At 49.2% G+C, this 12797-nt stretch carries 10 protein-coding genes; all 10 read left to right on the top strand.

Features of this window, described 5'->3' with window-relative positions; genetic code table 11:
- The first annotated feature begins 118 nt into the window (after nucleotides 1–118).
- The 10 genes from DWZ61_RS03600 to flgK (DWZ61_RS03555) all read left to right on the top strand — a co-directional run bounded on the left by DWZ61_RS03600 (nucleotide 119) and on the right by flgK (DWZ61_RS03555) (nucleotide 12658).
- Nucleotides 119–1177 (top strand): ABC transporter substrate-binding protein, encoded by a 1059-nt coding sequence (locus DWZ61_RS03600; protein WP_117464638.1) that lies wholly within the window; start codon nucleotides 119–121, stop codon nucleotides 1175–1177.
- 232 nt (nucleotides 1178–1409) lie between these two features.
- The gene (locus DWZ61_RS03595) at nucleotides 1410–2933 is read left to right on the top strand and encodes a sugar ABC transporter ATP-binding protein (RefSeq protein ID WP_347475407.1); all 1524 of its coding nucleotides are present in this window, start codon (nucleotides 1410–1412) and stop codon (nucleotides 2931–2933) included.
- The gene (locus DWZ61_RS03590) at nucleotides 2926–4026 is read left to right on the top strand and encodes an ABC transporter permease (RefSeq protein ID WP_022312245.1); all 1101 of its coding nucleotides are present in this window, start codon (nucleotides 2926–2928) and stop codon (nucleotides 4024–4026) included. Before DWZ61_RS03595 ends, DWZ61_RS03590 begins: the two co-directional genes overlap by 8 nt.
- A gap of 1 nt (nucleotide 4027) precedes the next feature.
- Nucleotides 4028–5053, top strand: coding sequence for a branched-chain amino acid ABC transporter permease (locus DWZ61_RS03585; RefSeq protein ID WP_022312246.1), 1026 nt, complete (start codon nucleotides 4028–4030; stop codon nucleotides 5051–5053).
- Between the two features lie 104 nt (nucleotides 5054–5157).
- Complete coding sequence (locus DWZ61_RS03580; protein ID WP_118537419.1) at nucleotides 5158–6855, top strand: methyl-accepting chemotaxis protein; 1698 nt, start codon at nucleotides 5158–5160, stop codon at nucleotides 6853–6855.
- A 32-nt stretch (nucleotides 6856–6887) separates the two neighbouring features.
- Complete coding sequence (locus DWZ61_RS03575) at nucleotides 6888–8000, top strand: ABC transporter substrate-binding protein (protein ID WP_243026340.1); 1113 nt, start codon at nucleotides 6888–6890, stop codon at nucleotides 7998–8000.
- A gap of 138 nt (nucleotides 8001–8138) precedes the next feature.
- The gene (gene flgM / locus DWZ61_RS03570) at nucleotides 8139–8414 is read left to right on the top strand and encodes a flagellar biosynthesis anti-sigma factor FlgM (protein WP_022312249.1); all 276 of its coding nucleotides are present in this window, start codon (nucleotides 8139–8141) and stop codon (nucleotides 8412–8414) included.
- A 4-nt stretch (nucleotides 8415–8418) separates the two neighbouring features.
- On the top strand, nucleotides 8419–8937 hold the full coding sequence (locus DWZ61_RS03565; protein ID WP_022312250.1) for a flagellar protein FlgN: 519 nt from the start codon (nucleotides 8419–8421) through the stop codon (nucleotides 8935–8937).
- 49 nt (nucleotides 8938–8986) lie between these two features.
- Nucleotides 8987–10717, top strand: coding sequence for a flagellar hook-associated protein FlgK (gene flgK, locus DWZ61_RS03560; protein WP_118502192.1), 1731 nt, complete (start codon nucleotides 8987–8989; stop codon nucleotides 10715–10717).
- A gap of 24 nt (nucleotides 10718–10741) precedes the next feature.
- Entirely contained in the window at nucleotides 10742–12658 is a 1917-nt protein-coding gene (gene flgK / locus DWZ61_RS03555; protein WP_118537418.1) for a flagellar hook-associated protein FlgK, read from the top strand.
- Nucleotides 12659–12797: the final 139 nt, after the last annotated feature.

Here is a 12797-nt window from a genome sequence, read left to right as displayed (position 1 = left end):
TAAAAATTTCAACTTTTCCGTGAGGTATCTTCATGGTTTTTTCCCCGGATCCGCTTTACAATAAGATCATCAAAGAAATAGTTCTTTGGGGAACAAAAACAAATTGGGAGGTTACACAATGAAGAAGAAAATTTTAGCAGCAGTAATGGCAGCAACCATGGTATTCAGCCTTGTAGCATGCGGCTCCTCTGATGCAGGCAGCAACGCAGCAACCGGAAGTGCAAACGCAGCAACCGGAAGTGCAAACGCAGCAACCGAAAGTGCAAGCGCAGGAACGACCAGCTCCAGCTCCTCCGGAGATATGATCAAAGTCGGCATCATCAATAACGACCCCAACGAGTCCGGTTACCGTACCGCAAACGATAAGGATATGAAGAATACCTTTACCGAGGCTAACGGCTACGAAGCATCTTTCGCATACAGCTTAAAGAACGATGAGCAGATCACTGCAGCACAGAAGTTCATTCAGGATGGCGTTGACTATCTGCTTCTGTCCGCAGCAGATACCGCAGGTTGGGATTCCGTATTGAAGGATGCACAGGATGCAGGTATCAGAGTTATCCTCTTCGACCGTACCATTGATGCAGATGAGAGCCTGTATGAGGCATCCATCGTATCCGATATGGCAAAGGAAGGCCAGACCGCAGTTGACTGGTTAAAGAGCCAGAACTTAAGTGAATACAACATTATCCACTTACAGGGTGTTATGGGTTCCGCAGCACAGCAGGGACGTACCGGTGCTCTGGATGACGCAGCAGCAAACGACGGATTCAATCTGGTAACACAGCAGACCGCTGAGTGGAACGCAGAGAAAGCACAGCAGATCGTACAGTCCGTAATCGACGCAGGTACTCCTTTCAACGTAATCTACGCTGAGAACGATGATATGGCTAAGGGTGCTGTAGCAGCTCTGGATAAGGCTAATATCTCCCACGGCGTTGGTAAAGACGTTATCGTTATGGGCTTTGACTGCAACAAGTGGGCTCTGGAAGAACTGAAGGCAGGCAACTGGAACTACGATGGACAGTGCAATCCTTTCCAGGCTTCCTACATCGATGACATCATCAAGAAGCTGGAGAGCGGCGAGACCATCTCCGAGAAGACCATCATCATGGATGAAAAAGGCTTCGATGCAACCACCATTACTCAGGAAGATGTAGACAACTACGGTATCTAATCTGACGTAAACGACCAGAAGCGCGGCGCATGCTAGCTCCGCGCTTCTTTTATCAAAAGAGTAACTATTCAGAACCCCATTCGCAAAAGGCTCTTTCAGAGCCCACTTTATTGCGAATGTGGTTACTTCGCCCTATAAATATCATAAAATATTCTTACGAATGCCAGCATTCGAAGAACATTTCATGATATTTACATGGCTCTGAATAGTTACAGATTAAGGGGTGAAACTTTTGGACAATAACACAGTATTGGAAATGAAAAATATTCACAAAAGCTTTCCCGGTGTACGTGCTCTGAAAGGTGTGGACTTCCATCTGAACAAAGGTGAGATTCATGCGCTGATGGGAGAGAACGGTGCCGGAAAGTCAACCCTGATCAAGGTACTGACAGGTGTCTACAGCAAAGATGAAGGTCAGATCTTCATCGACGGCAATGACAAAGCCGTATCCATTCACTCTCCGCAGGAGGCACAGAAGCTGGGCATCAGTACGGTATATCAGGAGATTACACTCTGCCCGAATCTGTCCGTGGCGGAGAACATGTACATAGGACGTTCCAATAAGATCTATCAGAACTGGAAAAAAATGAATGAGGACGCAGACAAGATCTTACAGAATCTGGATATCCCCGCGGAAGCGTCCCAGCAGCTGGCAAGCTGTTCCATCGCCGTACAGCAGATGGTAGCCATTGCCAGAGCTGTAGATATGGATTGTAAAGTACTGATCTTGGATGAGCCGACCTCCTCTCTGGATGAGCAGGAAGTGACAAAGCTCTTCGGCCTGATGCGCGATCTGAAGGCCAGAGGCGTGGGTATCATCTTCGTAACCCATTTCCTGGATCAGGTATATGAAGTGTGTGACAAGATCACTGTTATGCGTGACGGCAGTCTGGTAGGTGAATATGCCATCAAGGATCTGCCCAGAGTACAACTGGTATCCAAAATGTTGGGTAAGGAACTGGATGACCTGTCCGATATCAAAGGCGAGCAGCCTACGGAACAGAAGACGGAGAACGGAGAACCCTTATTTGAGACCAAAGATCTGTGCAGCGATGCCGGAATCAAACCCTTTGACTTCTATATTAAGAAGGGCGAGGTCAATGGATTTACGGGACTGCTGGGATCTGGCCGAAGTGAGTGCGTCCGCGCTATTTTCGGTGCTGACCGTGTCATCGGCGGTACGGTGAAAAAGAACGGCAAGCAGGTCAAGATCAATAAGCCTCTGGATGCTATGCGTTGTGGAATCGGCTATCTGCCGGAGGATCGTAAGCGTGACGGTATCGTAGGTGACTTGTCCGTAAGAGAGAATATTATCCTGGCATTACAGGTACTTCGTGGATTCTTCCACCCTATTTCCAAGGCGGAAGCTAATAAATTTGCAGACGAATACATCAAACTGCTGGATATCAAGACGGCATCGGCCGAGACACCCATCAAGTCGCTGTCCGGCGGTAATCAGCAGAAGGTAATCTTAGCCAGATGGCTTCTGACCCATCCGGAATATCTGATTCTGGATGAGCCCACCAGAGGTATCGATGTCGGTACCAAGGTGGATATCCAGAAGCTGGTACTGAAGCTGGCAAGTGAAGGCATGAGCGTGACCTTCATCTCTTCCGAGACCGACGAGATGCTCCGTACCTGCTCCCGACTGGTAGTCATGAGAGACCGCAAGGTGGTAGGAGAATTGTCCGGAGAAGATCTGACCCAGACCAAGATTATGAGTACGATTGCCGGAGGTGAAAGTAAGCATGAGTAATGAAAAGAAAGTAGAAAAAGGTAATAAAAATTTCCTGAGCGGATTGTTCCGGCAGCAGATTTTCATTCCCATTGCAGCCCTGATAATCCTGGCAGTATTCAATCTGATCGTAGACCCCAGTTTCTTCAAGATCACACTGGGATATAACAGCGCAGGAGATCCGGTATTGTCCGGTTACCTGATGACGATCCTGGACTACGGTTCCGAACTGGCTATTTTAGCCATTGGCATGACACTGGTCACTGCAGCTTCCGGCGGACAGGATATTAGCGTGGGCGCTGCCATTGCCATCGCAGGCAGCGTGATCTTACGAGTACTGTGTGGTACGAATTCCAGACCCGATACCCTGCAGGCCCCCATTATCGTAGCATTTCTGGTAGCCTGTGTGGTAGCCATGCTCTTCGGTGCCTTTAACGGTGCCCTGGTAGCATATTTCAAGATCCAGCCCATGGTAGCGACCCTGATCCTCTATACGGCAGGACGTTCCATTGCAGCATGGATCAACAACAACGAGCTTCCTATTGTAAGTGATCCGACCTTCAGCTATTTCGGTGGATTTATTCCGGGAATTCCCATTCCCACACCGTTCTTCATTGCAGCGGTCTGTGTACTGGTGATCTTCCTGGTATTGAAGTTCACAACACTGGGACTTTACACCCAGTCTGTTGGTATCAATGAGAATTCCTCCAAGTTAAACGGACTGAATCCCACATTTATCAAGTTCCTGACCTTTGTGATCCTGGGACTGTGTGTAGCGGTAGCAGCACTGATCAAAGTAAGCCGTCTGTCCTCCATCAACTACTCCGTTATTGCAAAGGATATCGAGATGGATGCCATCCTGGCAGTAGCTCTGGGAGGTAACTCTTTAAGCGGTGGTAAGTTCAACATGGCAGCTTCCATTCTGGGTGCTTATGTCATCCAGTTCCTGACCACCACCTTGTACAAATTCGACGTACAGTCCGATGCACTTCCTGCTTACAAGGCGGTAGTGGTTATCCTGTTGGTAGTCTTAAGTACTCCCAAGGTAAGAGAATGGCTGTCCGCTTTCGGCAAGAAGCTGAAGCAGGGCAAGGCTGTAAAGGAGGTTGGCTGATATGGGTAAGAAGTTAAAAAATATGACAGATACCAATCTGCTGCTGACCATCACGATCGTAGTATTCTTCGTAATGTATATCGGAGCCATCGTGTTCCAGGGAAAAGGCTTCTTAAAACCTCAGACATTTTTCAACATTCTGAACGCTAACGCAGCACTGATCATTCTGTCCTGCGGCATGAGTTTAGTCATGATTACCGGTGGAATCGATATTTCCGTCGGCGGTGTGGTGGCACTGGTCAGCATGAGCTGCGCCGTATATCTGGACTTCGGCGGCGGTAATGTATTTGTATCCATGTTACTGGCAGTAGCCATTGGCCTTGCTTTCGGTATCGTACAGGGCTTCCTGGTAGCATACCTGGATATCCAGCCCTTTATCGTGACCCTGGCGGGTATGTTCTTCGCCAGAGGTATGACAACGATCGTAAATACCAAACCTTTCAACGTGGCCAACGAAAGTTTCACTGCTTTGAAGGAAACCCGTGTGATCGTTCCAGGAATGGGCTCCGTGAACAAACTGGGCAATTACGTCAATGCTTATGTGGAGATCGGTGTGATTGTGGCGCTTTTAGTAGTCATTCTGATGTTTATCATGCTTCGCTGGACCAAGATGGGCCGCAGCTTCTATGCGGTAGGCGGTAACAATCAGAGCGCGCTGATGTTAGGTATCAATGTGAAGAGAACCAAGTTCATGTCCCATCTGCTCTGCGGACTGTTGGCAGGTATCGGCGGTTATGTGTACTTCCTGCATGTAGGAAGCGGATCTGCTTCTCATGCCAGCGGCATGGAGATGAACGCCATTGCATCCTCCATCATCGGCGGTACGATGCTGACTGGTGGTGTCGGCAATATCATCGGAACTTTCTTCGGTGTATTGTCCCTGAGCACCATCCAGAATATCGTATCCAGTGCAGGTCTGGATCAGGCATGGTGGACCGGTATCACCATTGCAGCTATGCTGTGTCTGTTCCTGGTAGTACAGAGTGTGGTCATCGCAAGAAAAAAGAAAATGCTGCAGAACAAATAAAAGCAGCTGAAAATAGGGAGGAGCGGAAAGAGCGTGGCTGGTGTGCAGTCACACTCTTTTTCCGCTAGTAAAAGGAATCCACCGAATATCAGGGGGTAGAAGTTATGAAAAAAACGAAGGTAAAAAAGCAGAAAACTCTGAAAAAGCAGGGATGCAGCCTGTTCCTGTTGTTGATGCTGCTGGCACTGGCACCGGTAGTTTTGGCAACAGTGATCCTCAGTACCACATCTTTACGTCTGACCAGAACGAATCTGGAAGGCAGTGTGCAGACCACACTGCATGTAACTGCGGATAATCTGGCAAAATACTGTAAGGAAAATGAGATCACGGCAATGAATGCCAGCGGTTATTATGAGTACCTGGACAGCCTGAAGGAAGAAGGCCTGGAGATGGCCATTCTTGCAGACGGCATTCCGGCTACCACATCCATTAAAAATGAAAATGACTATCGTATCCGTGAAATCCCCATGGATCAGGATCTTGGGACGGAGGGATATTATGATAAAAATGTAGTGATTGAGGGAAATACTTATTATGGTTATTATATCCCGATTATGAATAACGGACAGATCACTGCAGTGGCTTTTGCGGCGGAACGGAAAAATGAGATCACCGATGCCCTGTGGGAGATCGAGGTTGTATTCATGGTCTGCGCAGTGGGCATGGTGATCCTGTTTGGTGTTATCTGCTTTTTCCTGAGCAGAGCACTGTCGGGCAAGATGAAAGAGACCGGCAGCAGGGTGGATGCCCTGGCGGAAGGTGATCTGAGTGCCAGAAAAGAATCCGACAGTATTGTCCGGGAGATCCGTAATCTGTTACAGAATACCTCACAGATGCAGCGGAATCTGGCACAGGTCATCGGCGGTGTACAGGAGGTATCCGGAGAACTTCTAAACAGTGTACGGCAGGTGGCAGAGGGAAGCGATGCCACCACAGAACAGGCTGGACAGATCAGTCAGGCGATGGAGCAGCTGTCTTCCGCAGCGGAGGAAATGGCGGAAAATGTGCAGAATATCAGTGACCGTATGGATGAGATCGGAGAGGCGGTCAATGACATCAGTGTCAGTGCCGGACAGCTGCAGAAGGATTCGGAAGAAATACAGGACAACAGCAAAAAGGCGGGGGAAGGCATGGAAAAGATCATGACCGGCAGCAATCGTTCTGTGGAATCCGTGAATACCATTACAGCGAAGATTCATGAGACCAACGATTATATCGAAAAGATCGATGAGGCGGTAGCTCTGATCTTCTCCATTTCCGGACAGACCAATCTGTTAAGTCTGAATGCCTCCATCGAGGCCGCCAGAGCCGGAGAGGCGGGCAGAGGCTTTGCCGTGGTGGCGGAAGAGATCCGCAAACTGTCGGAGCAGAGCGCTGCCGGTGCCGAGCAGATCAAAAATCTGGCCCAGGGCATTATGGAGAAATCCGGTGAGACTGTGGAACAGGCGGATGTGGTAAAGAATATCATCCGGGAGGAACAGGATCACATTATTGCAACCAGAGAGCAGTATCAGCAGTTAGAGCAAAGTATCAGACATTCTGCGGAAGAGATCCGCAAGATCGCCGGAGAGACCGGACGTCTGTCACAGCAGAAAGAGGATATTCTGGGCAATATCGGCAGCCTCAGTGCTATCAGTGAGGAAAATGCTGCCAACAACCAGCAGGTGAATGCAAACATTGAGGAAATCCTGACACAGATACAGACAGTGGGCGCAAACTGTGATAAAATGAAACAGATCTCCGGGGAACTGGAGAGCTCTGTGGCGTATTTTCATACAGAGAAAGAACCTGCCGGAAAATGAGAGAATGACAGAGCGATTTCCGGGCGGGAAGTATGACAGAACAGGATGACATTACAGATATGAAGAAATGCAGAACAGGAAGACGATGGATGGCGGGTCTGCTGCTGGGGCTGGGAATCCTGCTTGCAGGATGCGGCGACAGACAAAGCACTGCGGAGGATATTGCAACACCAGAGGATACACAGACAGACCGTATTGTGGTGGGATTTTCCCAGGTGGGAGCGGAATCCGACTGGCGCAGTGCCAACACGGAGTCCATGAAAAGTACCTTTACAAAAGAGGCCGGGTACGACCTGATCTTCGAGGATGGTCAGCAGAAGCAGGCCAACCAGATCCGGGCCATCCGAACCTTTATCCAGCAGGAGGTGGACTACATCGTGCTGGCACCGGTGACGGAGACCGGATGGGACACGGTGCTCAGGGAAGCAAAGGATGCCGGGATCCCGGTGGTCATCGTGGACCGTAAGGTGGATGTGGAGGATGACAGTCTGTTCACCTGCTTCGTGGGTTCGGACTTTGAACTGGAAGGCCTGAAAATGTCGGAGTGGCTGAATTCCTTTTCCATCAGCAAGGGAATTGCACCGGAGGATCTTCATATTGTAAATATTCAGGGAAATATCGGAGCTTCCGCCCAGATCGGACGTACCAGAGGATTGGAGCAGGGCGCAGCAAAATACGGTTGGGATCTGCTAGACCAGGTATCGGGAGAATTTACCCAGGCCAAGGGGAAGGAAGTCATGGAAGCTTTCCTGAAAAAATACGACAATATCAATGTGGTCTATTGCGAAAACGACAATGAGGCCTTTGGCGCCATGGAAGCGATCCGGGCGGCGGGAAAAAGGGTCGGCAGCAATCTGGCGGCAGGAGATATTATGATATTGTCTTTTGATGGTGTCAGCACAGAATCCATGGACTGCGTGCTGAAGGATGAGATCACCTGCATCGGAGAATGCAATCCACTGCATGGCCCCAGGGTGGAGGCTTTGATCCAGATCCTGGAAGAGGGCAGGACACCGGAAAAATTTTCTTATGTGGAAGAAGGATTGTATGCCCACGACGATACGGTGACCGCCGTGACGGTGGGAGACAAGACCTACCGGGTACGGCGGGTAGACGATGAGATCCGCAACGAAAATGCATATTGACAGATTTTGTGACGATTCGGACGTTCCCCTGCAGGCGGTCCGGATCGTTACTTTTTTTCCATGAGGGCTAAAGTAATTGCAAATCCGTCCGATACATATTGTGAAACATCAAAAGACATTCGGGAAGGAGGAGTCGACATGCGTATTGAAGCGTATACACAGGTACAGCAGCTGTATCAGTCACAGAAGGTCAGCAGAACTCAGAAGACTCAGACAGCGTCACACACGGACAGACTGCAGATCAGCAGCCAGGGCAAGGATTTCCAGACCGCTAAGGCAGCAGTGGCAGCAGCACCTGACATCAGGGAAGAGTTAACGGCTCCCATTAAAGCAAGAATCCAGAACGGTACTTATGGAGTGGATAATGCAAGCTTTGCGGAGAAGCTGCTTCAAAAGCAGGAAGAAATGAGGTAGTTCCTTGGCTAGTTTAATGGAAAACCTGATAGATGTACTGGACAGAGAGAGTACGGAGTACGAAGCTCTGCTTCAGCTATCACAGCGCAAGACACCGATTATTGCAGGCGGTGATCTTGCAGAGTTACAAAAGATCACGGACGAGGAGCAGGAGCTGGTCAGCAGGATCCACAATCTGGACAAGCAGAGAGCGGGAGTGACTGCGGACATAGCCGATGTATTGAACAGGGATGTTAACGACTTGAAATTGCCGAATCTGATCACTATGTTATCTGCACGGCCTGCGGAACAGCAGGCACTGGCGGATTCCCACGACAGATTACAGGCAGCGGTCCGGGGACTGAAGCGCGTGAACGAGCAGAACAGTGAACTGTTAAACAGCGCGCTGGAGATGGTGGAATTCGAGATGAATCTCCTCCAGGCATCCAAGGCTGCACCCGAGACAGCGAATTACAACCGGGGAGCTTACAATGCAGGCAATACCATGGGGGTCATTGACCATGGATTCGATGCCAAGCAGTAAGACCGGATCCCGGGGATCTGAGGATCCCCTGATACAGAGGTGAAAGTTTATGCCATTAATGGGTAGTTTATATATAGGTTCGTCCGGATTACAGACAAGTCAGAATGCGCTGAATACCACAGCGCATAATCTTTCTAATGTGGACACCACCGGCTATACCAGACAACAGGTACAGCAGTCTAACAGAGCTTATGTCACATTATCGACAGACCCTAAGTCTATTTCCAACAAACAGACAGGTCTGGGTGTCACATATTCCCGCGTAAAACAGGTCAGAGATTATTTCCTGGACAAGACATACCGCAAGGAATCCGGACGTAGTATGTTCTATGAAGTGTCCACAGAAGTCATGGAAGAGGTAGAGAGCCAGCTGGGAGAATTGAACGGCGAGGCATTCCAGACCACCATGACAGACTTCTGGACCGCTATTCAGGAGCTTTCCAAGGATCCCAGCAGTTCTGTAACACAGGGCATGCTGGTGCAGAGAGCGGCGGAATTCGTACAGAGAGCCGGAGCAGTATACAGCGGATTGAGCTCCTACCAGAACAACCTGAACACACAGATTAAGCAGAATGTAGATAAAATCAATAAATACGGCAACCAGTTATTAACGCTGAACGATCAGATCCGTGCCATTGAGAGTGGCGGCATTGAACATGCCAACGACCTGAGAGACGCGAGAAATCAGATTCTGGATGAACTGGCAGAGCTGACCAACATGACCTTTTCCGAAGATCGATACGGCAGTGTATCCGTACAGATCGAGGGCGTGGATTTCGTAAAGGACGGAACCTGTTATGAGATCGCTCTGAAGACGGATGAAGCCACCGGCTTCTACACTCCGTTCTGGCCGCAGGATGCCACCTACACCGTAAGAGCTGATGGCACCAGAGATTATAATATTGACGGCGCAGAGGTATTTGATCTCTCCGTGGAGATTTCTTCCGACCTGAACACAGATATCGGCGGCCTGAAGGCAATGCTTCTGGCCAGAGGTGATCACAGAGCCAATTATACAGATCTGGCGGAAGGAAAATACGACAGTGTCTCCCAGTCCGTTGTCATGAATATTCAGGGTGAGTTCGACCAGATGATCCACAATGTGGTGACGAAGGTGAACGATATTCTGGCGAAGGCTGCAGGAGTACAGACCGGAGATCTGAAACTTGCAGATGGTACTACACGCCCCAATGTCCGCTATTGTGTCTCGGATCCGAATGGCTATATGCGCATGGAGGATGGCAGTCCCATCCAACTGTTTACCAAGGTCACAACGGATGGCTATGAGAAGGTGATCGGAGAAGACGGTGTAACAGAGTATTGGATTATGAAGGATGAAGATCCGGACAGCCCTGAGAGCCTGTATACCATCGGCAATCTTCAGGTAAATCCGGCGCTGACGAAGGAGCCTTCCAAGCTTGGATTCCGTTTGGCAGACGGTTCCGAGGATAAGGAGACCGCAGATGCTTTGAAAGCGGCATTTACCGAGGAAGCCTACACGCTGAATCCTAATGTACAGAAAAAGACTACTTTTGTAGATTATTATACCGACCTGGTATCGCAGGTATCCAATTCCGGCTATGTATTCCGGAGTATTTATGAGAATCAGGTCACCACTGTGGAGGCTACACAGAGTGCCAGAGAACAGGTTATCGGTGTATCCACGGACGAGGAACTGTCCAACATGATCAAGTTCCAGAACGCATACAACGCATCCAGCCGTTATATCAACGTGATCAGTGAAATGCTGGAACACATTCTTTCCACGCTGGGTGTGTAATGTGTAAGAAATAGGAGGTAAGTTATGCCCTCACAGTTTTTTGGATTAAATATTGCATATACGGGACTTCTGGCCAGCAATGCTGCCATGAATACCACTTCCAATAATATCGCCAATGTACAGACGGAAGGATACAGCAGACAACAGGTGACACAACAGGCCGCCAATGCGCTGCGGGTGTTCCAGACCTATGGCTGTGCCGGTGCCGGTGTAGAGACTCTGGCCATTGAGCGTGTACGGGATGAATTCTATGACGGAAGATATTGGGATAACAATGCACTGCTTGGCGAATATGACATGAAACAGTATTACATGCAGCAATTGGAGACGTATTTTGATGATGACGGTAAGAGCACCGGGTTCAAGACGAACTTCGATCAGCTGATGATCACCGGACTGCAGGCACTCCTGAAGGATCCCAACAGTGCCACAGCCAAATCCCAGTTCGTGGGATATGCCGGAGCACTGACAGATTATTTCAATGGTATGGCGGGTAATCTGGAAAAAGTACAGAAGGATATCAATCAGGAGATTAAACTGAAGGTGGATCAGATCAATTCCCTTGCCGGTGAGATCGCCTCCCTGAATAAACAGATCAACACCATTGAACTGGCTGGAACAAAGGCCAATGAGCTGCGTGACCGCAGAACCCTGCTGATCGATGAATTATCCAAGATCGTGGATGTGGAAGTCAAGGAGACTCCGATCATCGATGCCAACAACGAGAACCGTGAGACTGGAGCCAACAGATATATGGTCAAGATCGCAGGCGGACAGATGCTGGTGGACGGCAGTGATTATAACGGTCTGGAATGCGTGGCGAGAACTTCCTACGAGAAGGTCAACCAGACAGACATTGACGGTCTCTATGAGATCTATTGGGCGGACGGGCAGAAGTTCAACCTGTACAATGCATCCATGGGCGGTGATCTGGCAGGACTGATCCAGATGCGTGACGGTAACAACGGCGAGAATTTCAGCGGACAGGTGACAGCTACCGGAACCACCACGGTGGACGGCAAGACACATGATACGGTAACCGTGAAGGTAACCAAGGCTTATCTGCAGGATCTGAATAAATGTAATCTGTCGGATCAGGGAGGCATCCTGGATCTGGGCAATCAGGAATTCTACTATGATTCCTGGGAATATACCTGCGAATATGATGCGAACGGCAATGCCACTTACTCCTATACATTTACTTTATCGGACAGTGAGAAGAATCCCCGGGGAATTACCAATGACCGTGTAGGAAAAAAGGCAGAGATCGGTACCAACCTGTCCTATCAGGGCATCCCTTATTACATGAACCAGATGAATGAGTGGATCCGTACCTTCTCTCAGAAATTCAACGATATTCTGACTTCCGGTTACAGTGGCAACGGAGATCCCGGCGTGAAGATGTTCACCGGTAATAAAGCTACCGGTGGTGAGCAGTTCCTGCTGGATGATGCGGCGAAGCGATATGACAAGCAGGAGAAGAAAAACAGTAAAGTTACGGTAAAAGTCAACGATGACAGCTACTATCGTCTGACAGCGAAGAATTTCGATATTCTGGATGCCATGGAGCAGGATCCCAGCCTGATGGCAAACCGAAAAAATGCATCTGACGGTGTGGAACAGAATGACCTGCTGAACGATCTGAAGAATCTTGCCACAGATAAGAGCAAGATGAGTTTCCGCGGCAATAGTGCCTCCGAGTTTTTACAGTGTATTTTGTCAGATGTGGCGTTGAATGCATCCCGGGCCAATACTTTTTATGCAAGCTTTAAGGATATATCCGGTACCATTGACAATCAGAGACTCTCCATCTCCGGCGTGGACGAGGATGAAGAAGCCGTAAATCTTGTAAAATACCAGAACGGATACAATCTGGCTTCCAAGATGATCCAGACACTGACGGAGATTTATGACAGACTGATTCTGGAGACCGGAGTCTAAACTAGAAAGGAGGCAGCTATTCGGATTCCCACATATGTTCGCAAAAACGCACGTATCCGTGCTTTCTCGCTGCTACGCAGCTAATTTTGCTCACGTGTGTGGTGACTCTATTCGAGTCACCATTCGAATCAGAAAACTG

It is taken from the genome of Clostridium sp. AF34-10BH, assembly GCF_003478095.1.
Classification (GTDB): domain Bacteria; phylum Bacillota; class Clostridia; order Lachnospirales; family Lachnospiraceae; genus Acetatifactor; species Acetatifactor acetigignens.
The sequence above is the reverse complement of the archived record's forward strand: the minus strand, read 5'-3'. Positions and strand labels throughout refer to the sequence as shown.

What these genes read in the sequence shown, in the direction of transcription:
- flgK (WP_118537418.1), top strand. Translation starts at nt 10,742, where the DNA reads ATGCCCTCACAGTTTTTTGGATTAAATATTGCATATACGGGACTTCTG.
- DWZ61_RS03600 (WP_117464638.1), top strand. Translation starts at nt 119, where the DNA reads ATGAAGAAGAAAATTTTAGCAGCAGTAATGGCAGCAACCATGGTATTC.
- DWZ61_RS03580 (WP_118537419.1), top strand. Translation starts at nt 5,158, where the DNA reads ATGAAAAAAACGAAGGTAAAAAAGCAGAAAACTCTGAAAAAGCAGGGA.
- DWZ61_RS03590 (WP_022312245.1), top strand. Translation starts at nt 2,926, where the DNA reads ATGAGTAATGAAAAGAAAGTAGAAAAAGGTAATAAAAATTTCCTGAGC.
- DWZ61_RS03575 (WP_243026340.1), top strand. Translation starts at nt 6,888, where the DNA reads ATGACAGAACAGGATGACATTACAGATATGAAGAAATGCAGAACAGGA.
- flgK (WP_118502192.1), top strand. Translation starts at nt 8,987, where the DNA reads ATGCCATTAATGGGTAGTTTATATATAGGTTCGTCCGGATTACAGACA.
- flgM (WP_022312249.1), top strand. Translation starts at nt 8,139, where the DNA reads ATGCGTATTGAAGCGTATACACAGGTACAGCAGCTGTATCAGTCACAG.
- DWZ61_RS03585 (WP_022312246.1), top strand. Translation starts at nt 4,028, where the DNA reads ATGGGTAAGAAGTTAAAAAATATGACAGATACCAATCTGCTGCTGACC.